Origin of the sequence: Lentisphaera profundi (assembly GCF_028728065.1) — a bacterium.
GTDB lineage: Bacteria > Verrucomicrobiota > Lentisphaeria > Lentisphaerales > Lentisphaeraceae > Lentisphaera > Lentisphaera profundi.
On sequence record NZ_CP117811.1, the window covers coordinates 224,067 to 242,432 of the forward strand.

At 40.9% G+C, this 18,366-nt stretch carries 13 protein-coding genes; 8 read left to right on the forward strand and 5 right to left on the reverse strand.

The annotated features are described in order from the left end of the window. Window positions 1–7: 7 nt before the first annotated feature. The 4 genes from PQO03_RS00855 (at window position 8) to PQO03_RS00870 (ending at window position 5,086) form a co-directional block, all read left to right on the forward strand. Window positions 8–1,495, forward strand: coding sequence for a sulfatase-like hydrolase/transferase (locus tag PQO03_RS00855; protein WP_274150579.1), 1,488 nt, complete (start codon window positions 8–10; stop codon window positions 1,493–1,495). 452 nt (window positions 1,496–1,947) lie between these two features. After that, window positions 1,948–2,583 carry a prepilin-type N-terminal cleavage/methylation domain-containing protein gene (locus tag PQO03_RS00860; RefSeq protein ID WP_274150580.1) on the forward strand — a complete coding sequence of 212 codons (636 nt, stop codon included), beginning with the start codon at window positions 1,948–1,950 and terminating at the stop codon, window positions 2,581–2,583. A gap of 200 nt (window positions 2,584–2,783) precedes the next feature. Next, entirely contained in the window at window positions 2,784–4,271 is a 1,488-nt protein-coding gene (locus PQO03_RS00865; RefSeq protein ID WP_274150581.1) for a sulfatase-like hydrolase/transferase, read from the forward strand. 176 nt (window positions 4,272–4,447) lie between these two features. After that, window positions 4,448–5,086, forward strand: coding sequence for a prepilin-type N-terminal cleavage/methylation domain-containing protein (locus tag PQO03_RS00870; protein ID WP_274150582.1), 639 nt, complete (start codon window positions 4,448–4,450; stop codon window positions 5,084–5,086). A gap of 101 nt (window positions 5,087–5,187) precedes the next feature. On the opposite strand, the gene PQO03_RS00875 is transcribed toward PQO03_RS00870, so the two are convergent. Together PQO03_RS00875 and PQO03_RS00880 are read right to left on the reverse strand one after the other, a co-directional pair. Then, window positions 5,188–5,760 carry a hypothetical protein gene (locus PQO03_RS00875; protein WP_274150583.1) on the reverse strand — a complete coding sequence of 191 codons (573 nt, stop codon included), beginning with the start codon at window positions 5,758–5,760 and terminating at the stop codon, window positions 5,188–5,190. A gap of 56 nt (window positions 5,761–5,816) precedes the next feature. Further along, window positions 5,817–6,503 (reverse strand): sulfatase-like hydrolase/transferase, encoded by a 687-nt coding sequence (locus PQO03_RS00880; RefSeq protein ID WP_274150584.1) that lies wholly within the window; start codon window positions 6,501–6,503, stop codon window positions 5,817–5,819. A gap of 149 nt (window positions 6,504–6,652) precedes the next feature. On the opposite strand from PQO03_RS00880, the gene PQO03_RS00885 reads away from it, so the two are divergent. Continuing rightward, on the forward strand, window positions 6,653–8,707 hold the full coding sequence (locus tag PQO03_RS00885; protein WP_274150585.1) for a serine/threonine-protein kinase: 2,055 nt from the start codon (window positions 6,653–6,655) through the stop codon (window positions 8,705–8,707). Between the two features lie 63 nt (window positions 8,708–8,770). Here the strand turns inward: PQO03_RS00885 and PQO03_RS00890 are convergent, their stop codons facing one another. Beyond that, the gene (locus PQO03_RS00890; RefSeq protein ID WP_274150586.1) at window positions 8,771–9,190 is read right to left on the reverse strand and encodes a hypothetical protein; all 420 of its coding nucleotides are present in this window, start codon (window positions 9,188–9,190) and stop codon (window positions 8,771–8,773) included. Window positions 9,191–9,452: 262 nt separating this feature from the next. Here PQO03_RS00890 and PQO03_RS00895 point away from each other — a divergent pair, with 262 nt between their 5' ends. Next, window positions 9,453–10,892, forward strand: a complete 1,440-nt coding sequence (locus tag PQO03_RS00895) for an arylsulfatase (protein WP_420792847.1) — start codon at window positions 9,453–9,455, stop codon at window positions 10,890–10,892. A gap of 510 nt (window positions 10,893–11,402) precedes the next feature. Here PQO03_RS00895 and PQO03_RS00900 read toward each other — a convergent pair. Then, window positions 11,403–12,071, reverse strand: coding sequence for a type II secretion system protein (locus PQO03_RS00900; RefSeq protein ID WP_274150588.1), 669 nt, complete (start codon window positions 12,069–12,071; stop codon window positions 11,403–11,405). Window positions 12,072–13,747: 1,676 nt separating this feature from the next. Between PQO03_RS00900 and PQO03_RS00905 the strand changes: the two genes are divergently transcribed. After that, a complete protein-coding gene (locus PQO03_RS00905) occupies window positions 13,748–15,040 on the forward strand; it encodes a DUF1552 domain-containing protein (protein ID WP_274150589.1) in 1,293 nt (430 codons plus the stop codon). Then, the gene (locus tag PQO03_RS00910; protein ID WP_274150590.1) at window positions 15,037–17,589 is read left to right on the forward strand and encodes a DUF1592 domain-containing protein; all 2,553 of its coding nucleotides are present in this window, start codon (window positions 15,037–15,039) and stop codon (window positions 17,587–17,589) included. Before PQO03_RS00905 ends, PQO03_RS00910 begins: the two co-directional genes overlap by 4 nt. A gap of 5 nt (window positions 17,590–17,594) precedes the next feature. Here the strand turns inward: PQO03_RS00910 and PQO03_RS00915 are convergent, their stop codons facing one another. Further along, a complete protein-coding gene (locus PQO03_RS00915) occupies window positions 17,595–18,188 on the reverse strand; it encodes an RNA polymerase sigma factor (RefSeq protein ID WP_274150591.1) in 594 nt (197 codons plus the stop codon). Window positions 18,189–18,366: the final 178 nt, after the last annotated feature.

Below are 18,366 nucleotides of genomic sequence, written 5' to 3' on the forward strand. Positions count from 1 at the left end.
AAATTTAATGAGATTTCTAAGTCTACTTTTGTTATTTAGCCTCTGTGTTACGGCAAGTGAAAAACCCAATATAGTCATCATTTTAGCCGATGATGTGGGCTTTGAAGAATACGGTATTTATGGCGTGCAAAAGGGAGCCAGTAATACGCCGAATATTGATCGCCTAGGTCTTGAAGGCGTGACCTTTCAAACCTGTTGGGCACAGTCAATCTGTGGGGCTTCAAGAGCATTGTTGTACAGTGGTAATTACGCGATCCATAATGGTCGCTATGATAATAAGCTCAATTATATTCCGGGTGACGATCTCAAAGAAAATAACTTACCTCAGTTTACCAAAATCCTTCATGATGGCGGATATAGCGTGGGCTTCGCAGGCAAGTGGCACAATACCTTGGCGGGGAAAATGGGTTTGGAAAACGATAAGCTAGGCATTGATGAATATATTCATTGGGGCAAAGCTGAGACCCTTGAAGAAATCAGTGGCGCGACACTCACTCCAGATGAGAACTGGGAGATTGCTGCTATTAGTAAAGACCAAATCACCTCTCGTTTTTGGAAGCCCCACTTAGTGGAAAACGGGAAATTGCTCAATACGACTATGAATGACTATGGGCCTGATATGTTTACAGATTTCATCTGTGATTTCATGGAAGATAAAGTAAAAAAAGAGCAGACTTTCCTTGCGATTTACGCAATGGTCTTGGCTCACTCTTCACATACGGTGACTCCTTATGAAGTAGCCGGAGGTGCAAAACCCTCGAACTTTCATTATCGCAAAGGCACTGAACAAGGGACGAAAATGTTTAAGAGTCAGGTGCGCTATATGGATAAGCTCACCGGAAAAATTCTCAAGAAGATCAAAGATCTGGGCATAGACGATAATACTATCATTATTTGTGGTTCTGATAACGGGACCACTTCTTCATCAAAAAGTCGTGGTGTTGAGTATGGGGTTCACGTACCTTTCATTGTCGCCGGCGCGGGGATCGAAAAACGCGGCATGGTTTCGCAATTAACTGATTTTAGTGATCTCCTTCCGACAATTGTAGATTTTGCGGGACTCGCAATCCCAGAGGATAAAAGTGTTGATGGCATCAGTATTAAAGCTTTTCTTACGGGAGCATCCGAAAAAACTAAGCCGGTAATTTATGCCTTTCCTGGAGTCGCGACTTTAGTGAGGACAGAAGAATTTATGCTGGAAGCCGTTTCACCACTTTATGATCATCCATTAGGACGTTTTTATAAAACCCATGGCTCGTTTGATGGGCGTGCTTATGAAAATATTACTCATAATCCAGAATGTTTAGTCCAGCGCAAAGAATTTGAAGGCTTGCTCACCGCTTTCCCAAATCCTATGCCCAAAAGTTTTGATGACCCCCAATGGAAATCGTACAAAGGTTTGGATAAGGCTTACAAACATTTCAATAGCAAGGGTCAGAGAAAGAATCATTTAGCCTTGCCTCAGGCGTACAAATTTTATGATCCATCCTTTTAATAATTCTCCTCGATTACCGAGTTGATGCGACCCATGTAAATGGGGAGTATCTAGTAATCCGGCACTAAAATAGAGATAAAAAATCTTAATCGAAAATGCTGTAAGCATGACTCAATTAAGCCCAATGGCGTAAGCCTTGGGAAGTATTATAGAATAGTGTTATGAATGCTGTAAGCATGGATTAGAGCTTTAATACGTTCCTACAGAACTCACTAATTCTTCATGTACTCATTTTCCCTAGCTCTGACGAACTAGGCTAAGTTAATACGTGCTTTCAGCACTAAAAAATAAATCTAATTCCTTGCCTGATTAATAGTACCAATACTTCCTTTTATGATCCACAGATTCATCGCTTGCTCATGGATGAGTTGTGATTTTTTTATACTTTATCTGTCTAAAGTTGTTTTTTTTGGACGTCTCCAAATATAGATTAAACTAATTTGAGAGATAAGATGAAAAAGTTTACACTTATAGAATTATTAGTCGTGGTAGCCATTATAGGTATTTTGGCATCAATGCTTTTACCTGCCTTAGGAAAAGCGAGAGAGCAATCAAAAAGCACTGTTTGCCTCAATAAACTTAAACAGATATCAATAGCAGCTTTTATGTATGCGGAGGGCGAGGATAATTACGCTCCCATAAATGAGGAGAGTCATCCATGGAGCAAAAAGCTTTCAGAGAATGATTTTCTTCCCGAATTAAACACGAGTGATAACAATGGTATTTATAGTTGCCCCAATGGTGCTGAAATAACGAATTACTGGGCTATTAATTATGCCATGAACTGGCGTTTAGGTTGGGATAATGGTAGCGATACTCAAGAGGGGTATCATGCCAATTTAAGTTTGGATTCTACTCATGCTTCATCAATAATATTTTTTCTAGATGCTTATAATAATAATGCAATTCTGTGGAAGAATAGCCTCTCAGAGAATGGGATTTTTAATATAGACAAAACTTTACGTGTGGCCCGTCATCAGAATAAAGGCAATGTCATTTTTGTCGATGGACATGCAGAGAATACCTCTGGTCAACAACTCTTGTATATGGGCTCGGTTCCCTATGAAGAAGATCTTTGGACGCCATAATTTTAATAACAATTAAAATAAACCTGAGCAAGCCCTAAGAATCTGGATGGCGAAGCCGTAGTAAATCTACATAGATGGTCAGTTTAGCACTGGAAAGAGCTGGTATTTCACAATGTTTTTTTGTCAAAAAACGAAAAAATGTCTAAGTGTGCTAATTCTCCACGTCATGTGATTAAATTAATCATAAATAAGGAAATTCCATGAGATTTCTAAGTCTACTTTTATTATTTAGCCTCTGTACTACGGCAAGTGATAAGCCCAATATAATTGTCATCTTGAGCGACGATGTAGGTTTTGAAGAATTTGGTGTTTATGGTGTTCGTAAGGAAGCCTCAAAGACACCGAATATTGATCGCTTAGCGGAGCGCGGTGTAGCCTTTCAAACTTGCTGGGGGCAGGCGATTTGCGGTCCCTCACGAGCGGTGTTCTTTAGCGGTAATTATGCGCTTCATACTGGACGTTACGATAATAAGCTCAATTTCATTCCTAATGGTGATGTAAGAAAAAATAAGCTCCCTCAATTCACCAAGATTCTCCATGATGGTGGCTACCGAGTTGGCTTCGCAGGGAAATGGCATAATGATCTCGGGGGTAAGTTAGGCTTGGAAAACGATAAGTTGGGAATAGATGAATACGTTTATTACGCAAGTGCCAATACCTTAGAGAAAATTACTGGAGAAACGTTGGTGCCAGATGAGAACTGGGAAGTAGGTGCGCTTTCTAAAGAAGTGATAACTTCGCGATACTGGAAGCCCCACCTCGCTAAAAATGGCAAGCTTATGAAAACGACGATGAATGATTATGGTCCCGATATCTATACAGATTTTATCTGCGATTTCATAAAACGCAATGCGCAAGCCAAGCAGCCTTTTTTAGCTGTTTATCCGATGGCCTTGGCACATACGGCTCATACAGTCACTCCCATAGAAGTCGCCGCGGGTGCCAAACCCTCCAATAAGCATTACCGCAAGGGCAGTCCCGAGGGCCGCAAGTGCTTCGAAAATCAAATTCGCTATATGGATAAGCTCGTTGGGAAGATCGTGGAGCAAGTGGAAAAATCTGGAGTCGCAGAGAATACGATTATTATTTATAGCTCGGATAATGGTACGACATCTTCATCCAAGGGCAGAGGAGTCGAGTATGGTATACACGTACCCATGATCGTCGCTGGCGCGGGTATTAAGCAGCGTGGCATGGTCAGTCAGCTAACTGATTTTACTGATGTCTTGCCCACGCTTGTTGATTTTGCAGGCTTGAGTCTTCCTAAAGACAAAAATGTTGATGGTAACAGTCTCAAATTATTTCTCACGGGTAACAGTGAAAAAACCAAGCCAGTTATTTATGCCTTCCCAGGAATATCTCGTTTAGTGCGCACTGAAGATTTCATGCTCGAGGCCGTCGCACCACTCTACGATAAGCCAAGAGGACGTTTTTATAAAACTCATGGCTCTTTTGATGGTCGCGGCTATGAAAATGTGACTCATAATGCCGAGTATGCAATTAAGCGCAAAGAGTTTGATCAACTGATGAATGATTATCCAAGTACTTTGCCCACAGATTTTAAAGATCCTTTATGGAAAAGTTATAAGGGAATGGATAAAGGACTTAAACATTTTCAAAGCAAAGGGCAAATAAAAAATCACTTGAGTCATCCTGAAGAATATAAATTTTATGACTCGTCATTTTAATTATATTAAGCTTAGATCTTACGATGCCTGGGAGCGCTGAGCACCTACTCAGCACTAATAACGAGTCGACTAAGTAATTAAAACCGTTCTTTCTATATAAAATGTGAGAGTCTTGTCTAAAAGAATTTTTTGAGTTCGTCTAATTTTTTATATATTAAGATAAATTGAGATGCATAATGAAAAAATTCACTTTGATTGAATTACTCGTGGTAATCGCCATAATCGGGATTTTGGCTTCTTTGTTACTGCCTGTTTTAGGGAAGGCGCGTAAAAAAGCTCAGGCCAGTGTTTGTAAGAACAAACTCAAACAAATCTCAATGGCAGCATTTATGTATTCAGAAGATTTTGATGACTATGGCCCATTGACCGAGAACTTTGATCCTTGGGCAAAAAAACTTTCTACACAGGCTTACTTGCCTGAGTTAAATACAAGTAATAAAAATGGTATATATCGTTGTCCTAATGGCGCCGACATGACTAATTACTCAACGAATAATTATTCCATGAATTGGCGTCTCGGTCACGATAATGGTTCTAGTGTTCAAGAGGGCTATCACGCCAATTTAAAATTAAGTTCTAACCATGCGGCAGATACGATTTTTTTTATCGATTCCTATAATAACTCTAGCACTATCTGGTACGCAAACTTGGCTGATGAAAGCAAAGTTTACTACTCAGACGAGAGTCTGCGTATTGCACGCCACCAAGGAAAAGCTAACTTAGTTTTTATCGATGGTCATGTGGAAAGTAAATCAGGTGCTCAGCTACTTAATATGGGAGCTGAACCCTGGGCCAGTGATCTGTGGACACCCTAGACCTTAACTATGCAGTACGCACTTTTTTATACCATGTAAGCACGGACTGAAGTCCGTGTTGCATGGTATAAGCTCTTTGAAATTGACTTAATCTTTGATGATTAATTCACAGGGATGAGGCGTACTTGACGGATATTGAGTCCCGCACGTTTTTTGTTAATGACTTTTAAGGGTCGAAGATCGAGAGTGTAATTTCCTGATTGAGTAATGGTGACTTCCCCGATTTCGCTGACTTTAAAAGTGTTGTACATATCACGTGGTGCGGATTTTTCGTGCCAGGCCATGCGTTTGTAACCAGTTGTGATGACTTCGACTTTGTACTTACCTGGCGGTATCATTTTAAAGTCCCAGCTCAGCTTTCCTCCTGGACGAAAGAGTCTATTGGTAGCGCCGAAATGAATACGTGAATTCGTGGTGTTAGTAGCGGAGGCAGCCTCTAGCGCTAAAGCGCCTTGGTATGCTTGGACAAGTGAATCATCTACCTCAATATCACCTTCGAAATCGATAATAATTACCGATATCAACTTATCAATTTCTTGGCGACGATCATTACTGATATCATAGAAAAATTTATCACCGAGCTGGCGCCAGTTTTTATAAATAACACAGGCTTTTTTACGATCTTCGGGTTTGCGAGTCATGAAATAATAGAAAAATACAATGCGTTCATCCATTTCTGGATTTAAAGGAGAGTTGAGATAGGCTTTGAATGAGCGTTCGTAAAGTATAGCTAATTTTGGGTCGATTCCTTTCGTAACATGAGGCTGAGAGTACTTGTCAGCAACATTGAGGGAAGGTGGGGAATATTGGGAGCCAAGTAAATAAAGAAGGGCTCATTTTTTTGTTCTGAGATGAAACGTATGGTTTGATCAAAAAAAACATTTGTACAATAACCTTTATATTTCTTGTGAGTTCCATTGCGGTAATAGGTATCATCGAAATAATCATTGCCCCAATAATCGGCAATTTGGCCAATGGCGCCGCAACGTAGGCCGAGAACTTCATCAAAACCTTGTCCTTGCGGATTACTTGGCCATTGATCACCTAGATGCCATTTGTCGAAGTGAGCTGTTTTGTATCCTTGGTCTTTGAATACTTCCGCGAGGGTGATGTTATCACCACGCATCATTGTACGTCCGAGACTAGTGCGCCAGGCTCCCGTTTGCTCAGCATATTTACCCGTCATCAGTGCCGCACGAGAAGCGGTACACATCGGCATTTGATGGAAATTACTTAAACGTAGAGAAGTTTTGGCAAAGTTATCAATATTTGGCGTTTTGATAAAGGGATGTCCATGACAGCCGAGGTCGCCATAACCTTGGTCGTAGGTCATGATGATAATGACATTGGGGCGCGGGGTTTCGGCTCCTAACAGAGAGAGGCCGAGCAAAAAACTTGAAAGTAGGAGCTTAGTCATGGGGGGGAGTCCTTTTTTTGACGGGTTTAATGACATGAACAGTTAAAAGCCTCTTATCTTTGGTGTATCATAAAAAAAGGGCCAATTGTTTGGCTAGCAATGAACTCAGTTTATATTTTATGAAAGCTTGGATTTATAGAAGATGAAAAATGGATCTATCTAAAAAACTACAGAATCTAGACGAGCTGGAGAATGACTTCAGCGAACAATTGGATTTACATGACTTATATAATTTTTCAGAGCTAAATGCAGAAGAATTAAGTGAAGTGACTCCTTTGTTGAATTCTTTGTGTATTGATAGAAAGCGATATGGCGAAGTGCTTGAGTCATTCACTGGGGGAGAAAAACGAGTTGACCGAGTTCACGACTTTTGTGCGGGTCGCGATGTAGCGTTGGCGACACCACTGAAAAACGAAAATGAACTTGATTATGAAGATTTTTTGCGTGAAGCACGCATCACCTCACGTCTCCAGCATCCAAATATCATGTCGATTCACGATATCGGACTCGATGAAAATAAGTCTCCTTATTTCACCATGGATTTTATTTCGGGTCAAAGCTTAGCTTTGCTACTGAAGGATAGGGGCAATAATAAAAATTTACTTAATGAGCGACTGGGACTTTTTCAAAAAGTCTGCGATGCCATTGCCTATGCCCATTCTCGAGGTGTTATTCATCTGGATCTAAAACCGGAAAATATCAATGTCGGTAGTTTTGGGGAAGTGGTTGTTTATGATTGGGGCTTGGCCAAAATTATTGATCAAAGAATCAAAGTTCCAGAGCAAAATGAAAGTTCTGAGGAGCTCGATATGCTCAATGATGTAACCCTGTCAGGCCAAGTGAAGGGGACGCCGGGCTACTTAGCTCCCGAGCAAATTGGAGATGATTGTGAAAAGAGTAAGAGAAGCGATGTTTATGCTTTAGGAGCAATACTTTACGCTATTCTGACGGGGCATCCGCCCATTTCTGCCGATAATATGGAAGACTTAATAAGAAAGACGAAGCAGGGCATTATTTCAGGGGCGAAAGAAACTTATCCCGATCAGTTTATTCCCTCGAGTTTGAGTGCGGTGTGCATGAAGGCACTATCACGAGATCCAGAAGAGCGTTATACTTCTGTAGAAGAGCTTCAAAACGAAATTGTAAAATATCAGCATGGTTTTGCGACTGAAGCCGAACACGCCTCAACATGGATGCAGCTGAAGCTTTTAATGAAGAGACACCAGAAAACTTTTTCAATCACAATGACCTTCCTCTTGGTGTTGATTTGTTTTGGGGCTTTTTCTTTTGTTCGAATTAGCCATGAAAAGAATCAAGCCTTGGCCGCTCAGAGCGACGCGGAAGAAAATTTTTTCTTGTATAAGACAGAAAATGAATTGAAGCAGAAGTTGGATAAAGATTTACGCTCCTTGGTGCATCAGAGTTCCCTGGGGGGGCATTATGAAACGACGCGAATTATGATTGAATCGGTAGATAAAGCCTTGTTAGATCCTGAGAGTCAATTGGATAAGAATCAGCTTTTGAGCTTTAAAGGTGACTTGCATTTTACGCTCCAAGAATTTAATAAAGCGGCAGCCGCTTATAGTGAATCGAATCCGATTTTATATGAAATTTCCAGTGAATATGCTCGGATTAAAGTCGATGATGCGACTTTACTCAGTAATCGCCAACTAGGGGATTTATTGGAATCGTTTATTACTTCTAAATATAAGTATGTGGCCTATCAAACTTTTTACTATCATGTTTTACGCAGTGAAAATTCTGATCCTCAGTCCTATACAAAGGCGGTGAAAAATCTACTTGATTTACTCAATAATAAAGCGCATTGGCTTTTTGCTGAGCTTACTTTATCTCGTGGCAATGAGTTTAATCATTTAGATCTGAGTGAAGCCCCTTATCAGATTTTCATTTTGCCAATTGCTACCGAGGAACCCTATAATGTACTTGCATGCCTGGATATAAATTCCATTGATTTTCATGGCAGTGATTTTTCTGATTTTGAGCGTCTTTTAGGTTTGCGCCTAGAGGTCTTGGATATTCGTCAAACCAAGTTAGGGCATGAAAAAATTAAGTTAATGAATGAGAAATTGGGCCTTAAAAAATTGATTATTGAAGAGGGGCAATTTGAAAACGATCGGATTAAACAGCTTGCCAAATATGTTGAGATCGAAATTGTTCTCGCAGGAAAGCGGATCCAAGAGTGAGGGGATTAGAGCTGATTAAAAAGAATTAATCAACTCTCATCCCGACAGATGTTTTTCTCGTGTTTAGATTTGTGCTTTCTGTTTGGCTTCCCAGATACGCTTGCCCTGTTCGCGAAGTTTTGGCTCTAATTCACTGAGCAATTCTCCCATTTGTACAAATAGCTGGCGTCGTTTTTCAATGGCATTTTTGAACTTAGTACTTTTTTCAATTAAGCTTGCTTGGTTTTTGACAAGCTCTTTCCAGCGTGCATCTACTTCGGCATTCGCAATATTTGAATTTAGATTGATGGCTAAGTTCATGAGTTCTTCATTGAGTACATTTACGCTCGCATGCAATTCTTGTAGCTTGACGTTTTGAGGCATGTATTTCTTCATGGCTTCTTTACGAATCTTGGTATACTTCGCTTGTTCTGTGGCGATATCATCAGCATAAACTGAGGGAAATAGACAGAGACAAAAGAGGCTTAAGAGAATTTTTTTCATTGAGGGTATTCCTTATTTTTTTGTTAATGCCAAATGCTGGCAGTTAAAATAAGAGACTGAGCCATGTATTAGATTTAGACAGGGAAATAAGCGTTTTCAAAAGTTTTGAGTATTGCTAAAGCGAGCTCAGGGATTCAGTTAGGAGAAAAAGAGGCATTAATTTTTGTTGCGAGGTCCAATCGTAAAATTTTTAGAAGTACTTAGATTTAACTGACTAAAAACACAGGAGTAGATTTTGAATAAATTATATACCGCATTGGCGATGATGAGCGCGATCGTTCCCTTTAGTTCTCAAGCAGAAAATTCTTTAAAGGATTCTAAACCCAATATTATTTTGGTGATGACCGATGATCAAGGTTATGGCGACCTCGGCTGTCATGGACACCCCTTTATCAAAACACCAAATTTAGATAAGCTCTATGGCCAAAGCCAACGCTTCACTAATTTCCACGCGAGCCCCACTTGCGCACCCACACGTGCGGCTTTGATGTCGGGTAGAGCACCTTATAAGAATGGAATTACACACACTATTTTAGAGCGTGAACGCATGACTTTGGAAGCAACCACGGTGGCAGAAGTTCTGAAAAGTGCGGGTTACACAACGGGGATTTTCGGAAAATGGCATTTGGGGGATGCGGATGAGTATCAACCCGATCAACGTGGCTTCGATGAAGTCTTTATTCATGGAGCAGGTGGCATCGGTCAAAATTATCCAGGAACACAAGGCGCCGTGCCGGGAACCAGTTATTTTAATCCAATCATAAAACACAATAAAAAGTTTGTTCAGACTGAGGGTTATTGTACAGATGTCTTTTTTAAGCAGGCCTTAGGCTGGATAAAAGAGCAGAAAGACAAGCCCTTTTTTGCGTACATCGCAAGCAATGCCCCCCATGGACCTTTTATTGTTGCGGACAATTATAAGAAAATGTATGCCGATCATACCAAAGTAGATAAGCAGCAAGCCTTCTTTGGGATGATCACTAATATTGATGAAAATATGGGTCTGCTGATGACGAAACTCGATGAGTGGGACTTAGCGGATAATACACTGCTTATTTTCATGACGGATAATGGTAGCTCGGTGGGATCAAGGATTTTTAACGCGGGCATGAAAGGCGCGAAAGCAAGTGCCAATGAAGGTGGTTCTCGCGTTCCTTTATTCATGCGTTTACCAGGGAAAATTAATGCCGGAGTAGACGTCAAAAAATTGACGCGCCATTATGATTTAATGCCGACTTTTGCGGAACTCGCAGGTGCGGAACTTTCCGATGATCTTGATTTAGATGGTCGTAGTCTGCTTACTTTAATCAATAAACCAGAAGCTCAATGGGCCGATAGGAATCTCTTCTTTCATGGGGCTCGCTGGAATAAGAAAGGTGCAGGTGATCGTTGGGGTAAAGGCAATACTGATCCCGAAGGCGCCAAATATACTCGCTTTGCAGTACGTACTGAAAAATGGCGCTTAGTGGGAAAAGCACTTTATAATATCGAAAAAGATCCGGGCGAAAAAAAGGATGTCAGCCAAGAATACCCCGAGATTGCAGCGGAAATGCTCAAATCATTTGATGCGTGGTGGTTAGAAGTTCGTCCACTTATGGTGAATGAAGATGCGCCACTCGATACGGGCAAGCCCTTCATTGAACAATTTGATAAGCAGAAAGCTCAGAGTGGCATCCCTGCGTGGAAGGAACCCAAGCTTTAAGTTCGATAAATTCATTTGTCTTTTCATCCGCCCGTGTGGCAGCAACCCAAGCTTTAAGTTCGATAAATTCATTTGTCTTTTCATCCGCCTGCGGTGGCAGCCGTAACCCGCTGTTAAGCGTTTGGGTCCGCAGTATCGGGACTCCGTCCCCATCCCTGCAAGTCCGCTTGCCACCAATAGGAATGATCATTTTTTACTAAGCCGTCTTGAGTTCTTCGTTTTTATTTTAGTCGCCTTTGTACTCAGTCGGCTAAGAATTTGATTAGTTTTCTTAGCTCTCTAGCAACTAAAAGAAAAAGTGGATTTCAGCATTCATTTTGACCCTCTTAATACTAAAAAAGAGCCTCGTTTAGAGACTCTTTTTGAATCAGCTTTTTATAAAGGCCTGTCCCTTAATTTCGCTCCCTTAATTTCATAACTTCGAATAAAAGGGGCAAGCGTGATACTATTTTGGCCAGTCTTGTATAAATCGTATTACTTAATAACTTAGCGACATGTGGCCAAAAGATTTCACGGAGCATTTTCTAAGGTATACTGAGCGGTGGTTTTTAGAGATATGGGGACATAAATATTTGCGGAAACATGACCATCAACAAAACCTAAATTAAGTCTACCCCAATCGCTATGAGTAGCCTTTACTGTTGATATGTTATTACTGCTATTTTTAGCTCTCCAGTAGTATGATTGCTCTCCTATACTTACCTGGTAGGACGGATTGATAACATCTGTTAGTGTTTCGGCGTGGACTTTGCCTCCCCTGCTCCCTTTCCCAATAGCACCATTTATATAGCCGTTGTTCTGTTCATAAGATGATCCATGCAAATCGGCTATAGTTTTACCGTAGTCACTGGGGCATTCCGCGACAGCTGTCGAATTACCTAAATATTGATTTAAAGGACGCCCAGCGATAGGGGTATTGTATAAGGTGCCATTTTCACCCATCCACCACGTTGTCCAATAACTGCCGTTGGGTGTATAGGTAAGTCTAGGAAAATAACCATCATTATCCTCGGTGAACATATTCAACGCATAATTCAATTGCTTAATCTGTGAAATACACACTTCCCCTCGGGCTTTTTTTCGAGCTTTACTTAATACCGGTAAGAGCAATGATACTAGGATTCCAATAATAGCTACCGCTACCAATAATTCTATTAAGGTAAAGGATTTCTTGTTCATCTTATTCTCCAAGTTGTAGTGGTGATCTAGATTAAATGTACATGATCATATATTTTATAATATAGGTGATAATATACGTAAAGAATATTATACATATTGAACATAGATTCATATATATGAAACATAGATTCATATATATGAAAGCAATGCTATAAATCCTCGATAGGGGGATTTTGCTGTCTAGGTTTTGCTGTCTCAGACAGGAAAATAATATATATAAATCACTAATTATAAATAATTTATAGAAAAAGTATTTCGCCTAAAAACTGAAGTACTTTGCCTCAGTTTTAACTGATGGGACTAATGCTGGCATCGCAAATTAAATAGATTTCGCTGTCTCAAACGGAATTAGTTTTTTTATCTGCCTGCGGTGGCAGCCGTAACCCGCTGTTAAGCGTTTGGTTCAACAGTATCGGGACTCCGTCCCCATCCCTGCAAGGTGTGCCCACCTTGAGAGGCGATTGAAAAACTAAGATCCCTACACTCGGAGCTTCGCTCCAACGCTTTACCGTCATACCTTCGGCATGAATATTATTTTTTAACAATACCCACCGGATCGATTTCGCTGTCTCAGACAGGAAAATAATATATATAAATCACTAATTATAAATAATTTATAGAAAAAGTATTTCGCCTAAAAACTGAAGTACTTTGCCTCAGTTTTAACTGATGGGACTAATGCTGGCATCGCAAATTAAGTAGATTTCGCTGACCCATTACAGGGACTCCGTCCCCATCTCTGCAGGTCCGGTTGCCACTGGGGGCAGAAGAAAAGCTAAACACCTTGGGAGGCGGTAAAAATTTAAAAAACTATTTAATTAAATTATCTGCCTACGGTGGCAGCCGGGCCGGTGTGGCAGCACCTCCCCGCTGGAGTGAGGCGGAATAATCTCTCTTTTGTGTTTTGATTACAGTATCGGGACTCCGTCCCCATCCCTGCAAGGTGTGCCCACCTTGAGAGGCAGTAAACCCAAGGTTATTTCATCCGCCCGTGTGGCAGCACCTCCCCGCCGGAGTGAGGCGGAATAATCCCCTTTTGTTTTTATTTTCACGCAACCTTGGGACTCCGTCCCCATCCCTGCAGGTCCGCTTGCCACCGGGGGCAGAAGAAAAGCTAAACACCCTGGGAGGCGGTAAATTTAAGGTTATTTTATCCGCCTGTGTGGCAGCACCTCCCCGCTGGAGTGAGGCGGAATAATCTCTCTTTTGTGTTTTGATTACAGCCCTGGGACTCCGTCCCCATCCCTGCAGGGTGTGCCCACCCTGGGAGGCGATAAATTTAAGGTTATTTCATCAGCCTGTGTGGCAGCACCTCCCCGCTGGAGTGAGGCGGAATAACCCCCTTTTGTGTTTTGATTACAGCCCTGGGACTCTGTCCCCATCCCTGCAGGGTGTGCCCACCCTGGGAGGCGATAAAAAGTATTGCCACACGGGCGGATGAGGGTGCATCGCTGGATACAGACTTTTCATGAGTGCTACGCACTCACTGTATTATGAGGTAGATCATCGAATTTTTGCTAAGATGATTTGTAACAATCATAATTTTTGTGCGCTAAACTTATGTAGTGTCCAAAATTAATGATTGGTGACGTCTAATAATAAAACCTTTTAATTATGGATATGTGTAAGAAAGTCTTACCTTTCTCTGTAAAGTAAATAAAGAACGAGAGATTTTTATGTACGTGAAAAAATTTAAAGCATTAGATCGAAGAACCTTTTTGAAAGGCGCAGGTGGGGCTTTAATGGCCTTGCCGATGCTCGAATCAATGGCGAACTCAAATGATCCATCGAAGTCACCCAAAAGAATGGTTTGCGCGGCGGTTTTCTATGGTTTGATGCCTAAATATTTCACTCCAGAAAAGACTGGCTTTGATTACGAGCTGAGTCCCTTACTTGAACCTTTGGCCCAGCATAAAAAAGATTTTTCAGTGTTCTCGGGCTTAGATCATAATATCGGAGGAGGGCATCAGTCCACGCGCTATTTTTTAAATGGCATCCCCGTGACTCAAGCAAGGGGCTACGCAGAAGGGAATATTTCTGTAGACCAAAAAGCAGCTCAATTTGTAGGGAGTGAAACGCGTTATCCCTCTTTAGTACTGGGAGCGACAAGCAATACCATGAACTATATATCGTGGTCAGAAAATAGTATTGCGAAAGCTCAAATCACAAAAGTTTCTCATTTATACAATATTTTATTTTTGAATAAAGGAAAAAAACAAAAAATACAATTTGAGCAAGGCTTAAAAGATAAATCATCCATTTTAGATCTCGTACGTGAGGATGCTAAAAAATATAAAAATAAATTCAGTCAATCGGATAAAGATAAACTCGATCAATATTTCACTTCAATCAGAGAACTAGAGAAACGCGCTGAACAGTCGCGCACTTGGTTGCATCGTCCCAAAGCCAAAAGTAACTACACTTTAAATCCAGATGTGGATCAATTGGATATTGCCCAACGGATGAATTATTATTACGACCTAATGGCACTCGCGCTGCAAACCGACTCAACTCGAGTGATTTCATTAAGTTTCTCTGGCTTGGGACCTAATTATGGTGGATTTGAAGGTGTGAGCCATGATATGCATACCCTCTCTCATCATGGCAATGTGGAATCGACAATGAAAGAATTACTACTCATAGAAAAAAGTCAGATGGCGGGATTTTCATACTTTTTGGATAAACTAAAAGCGATTAAAGAGCCTTCAGGAAAAACACTCTTCGATTCCACTATGTCGCTTTTTGGTTGTGGCATGAGTAGTGGGAATTCCCATAGTAATCGCAATCTACCCGTGGTATTAGCGGGCGGTGGTTTTAAGCATGGAGAGCATAAGAAATACCAACGAAAAAATAATGAATCGGTTGAACTTAGCAACCTATATCTTTCGATGTTGCAGAATTTTGGTTTGGAAATTGATAGCTTTAATAAATCTCAAGGGCCGCTAAAAAACTTGGAACGAATTTCATGAAAAAGTTTATTTTCTTGAGCTTAGTACTCTTTGCTTTCGCGGCAATAAACGCAGATGAGAGTTATGAAATTGATGGTAGAATCCTGAAGCCGTTCCTCGATAATTACTGCGTGAAATGTCATGGTGCGGAAAAACAAAAAGGTGATGTGAGGCTCGATAATATTTTTGCAGAGGGCGCAAAACTAGATCTAAATTCTGAAGATACAGTTTTTCATTTAAGTGATATTTTGGATCAGCTTCACCTAGGGGAGATGCCTCCTAAAAAAGCTGAGCATCAACCATCAAGTGAGGCATTAAAACAAATCACTAGCTTTCTGAGTACAAGCCTGCTGGAATTGGAAAAGAGCCGAAGAACTTCGGGAACAGTGATGCGTCGGCTGACAATTCAAGAGTATAAAAATACCGTCCGGGATCTCTTGGACATAGATACAGAATATTTGGATTTCACTACTGGCTTCCCTGCAGATGATAATGATCACGGCTTTGTGAATATTGGTGAAAGTCAAATTATGTCGGAAGCGCATTTAGATAGCTATCTTGATGCGGCTCAAAAATATCTACAAAGGGCCTTTCAATTTGGGCCTCAACGAACAAGTGAAATCAGGACGATCAAGCCAAGTGATTGGGGTTTAGATGCCAAGACGAATGGTGATTGGGTTTTTCGCTTTAATAATCAAGATAAATACATAGATATTGGTTCAGGACAAAGAGATTTGTCAACGCACAATTCTTTAGCCAGTGTACCTAAAAAATTACTTGTGCAGCGCAATAATTTAAAAGCTGGTTATTACAAAATACGCATCAGTGCCGGAGCCGTGAATCGCCTGACTCATCCCTATGATGCCAGTATGATTCCTTGTGACTTAAGCGTGCCAATGCAGTTGGGGCTCTATATTTCCGACTCATTTATGGGTATGACACCTTCGGGAGGAAGCAATAGGAACTTATTGGCTGTCTATGATTTAAAAGATAATAATGAAGAGGAATATGAGTGTACGGTTTGGCTCGATAAAGGTGAATTTCCTTTCGTCAATTGGCACAATGGACCAGGAGTTTCGGACAAATGGATGCGTTATGTCGTCGCCAAATACCACGATGATATTACTTACTCAGCCAAAGAGGGCGCTCATCGTTATACAATTACAGGGAAAAATGCGATTCCGGGAAGAATGGTTTCAGAGTCTTGGAAAGGGCCTGTGATTCGAATTCACAACTTGGAATTAGAGGGGCCACTAGATGATTTGCCTATTGCCAACGATTTGTATATGCAGGGCGAAAGAGTGGCAATTAGTCTGCACAAGGTGATTAATGCTTTTGCGGAGAAAGCTTATCGACGACCAATAAAAGCTGGGGAAATGCAGGCTTATATCAAAATGGCGCAAGAGCTAGTGATAAGTAAGAAAAAGAGCAAGCGTCAAGCCCTTTTGATGGCCTTGCAGGCGGTAATGGTATCGCGCGACTTTTTGTTTATTCCCGAAAGAAATGAGTTTGGAATTCAGTTGAGTTCCTACGAAATTGCTAGTCGTTTGTCTTATGCCCTCTGGGGGTCAATGCCTGATAAAGCATTGATGGATCTTGCGAAAAATGATTTCTTACAAGAGCGAAAAATTGTACGAACTCAAGTAGAAAGAATGTTGAGTGATCCTAAAGCAGCGTATTTGACCAAGAGTTTCACGGATAGTTGGTTACATTTATCTAAGCTGGGTGAGATGCCTCCTGACAAGAGGAAATTCCACAATTATTACCGTGATAATTTAGAAGCTTTCATGCAGGAAGAAACGCGTAGATTTTTTGATTATATTCTTTATAATAATCGTCCAATTACAGATTTTATTGATGCGGATTATTCATTTGTGAATAAGCAATTGGCGGAACTTTATGGGCTCGAAGGTGTGGTTAGTCCACGTTTTTCAAAGATAACATGGCCTGCGGGCACGCCACGTGGTGGCTTACTGGGGCAAGCAAGTGTTTTAACCGTGAGTGCGAATGGTGTGGAAACCTCACCCGTGATTCGTGGAGCCTGGATCTTGGAAAATATTTTGGGAACTCCGCCCGCACCACCTCCCCCAGATGTTGAAGCTCTTGAGCCCGATATACGTGGAGCCAAAACTCTAAAAGAAAGGCTATCGAAACACCGTGATGTGGAAACATGTGCTGATTGTCATTCCAAGATCGATCCCTATGGCTTTCCCTTAGAGTTTTATGATCCCATAGGAGAATTTCGTCCGAATTATAATAGGTCTTTTTGGGATGTACGGAAAAATATAAAAATTAAGCGGAAGGGAATTAAAGTCGATGGTAGTTCAGAACTTGCGTCGAGTGAAAAATTTCACGATCTAGCGAGTCTCAAGCAGGTATTGATGAAACGAAAGGATCTTTTTGCAAGAAATCTAGCATCGAAATTACTGAAACACGGGGTGGGTCGTCACCTTACGGTGACAGACAAAGATGAGATCACAAAGATTTTGGCAAAAAGTCAGCAAGGCAACTACCTCTTCAAAGATTTGCTGATCGATGTCATCAGCTCCCAAGCTTTTATCAGTAAATAAAGGGGCTATTCAAGTTCTTTGCGGAGGCGAGCAACTTCTTCAATGAGCTTGGCTTTAACGCGGCCGCGTAAGCGGTAAACTGATTGAGCTTGGATATCTAAGAGTTCAGCAATTTCATCGAGTTCCTTGCCCTGAACCGTAAGCTTAAAGGCTTCAATTGCCTTGCCTGAAAAAGCATTAGAAATATTTTTCAGTGCCTGATTAGTTAAGTAGTTCTCCCATTCACGCCTCGCAATCGTATCAATCTCTGGGAGCTCAGAACTGTGGAGGTCGAGACCTGTTTCTGCCACGTGCTCAAGCTTTCCTTTGTGACGCATTTTTTTGCGTAGGAAGTCAGTGATACAGTTTTTTGTAATGGTGGCTAAATAGCTTCGAAAGCGTCTGATTTCACCTTCATCCATTTGCGGAAGTCGATTCCAAAGACGTAGCAGAATATCCTGCATGATATCTCCGGCATCATTTTTACAGATGCCAGATCCCCTAATAATCGCAAAAATATATTTATGATAGACCTGCAGAAATTCTTCCCAGGCATTTTCATCATGTTGATTTTTGACTTTTTGAATAAGAGTCTGACGAGTTTTGTAAACGTCTTCCATGGTTGATCCCAAAAACATTAAATAATGCTCTTACTATACTTAATTAAGGGAATAAATGCCAAGGTCGATAAGCATTAAATACCCGTTCAGAGAAAGAAAATCCTAATGCTGTCCAAAAAATTCATAGGCCGACGTCTCCTACTTGAATCATGTTTAAATTAATCATAACGGAGAAAAA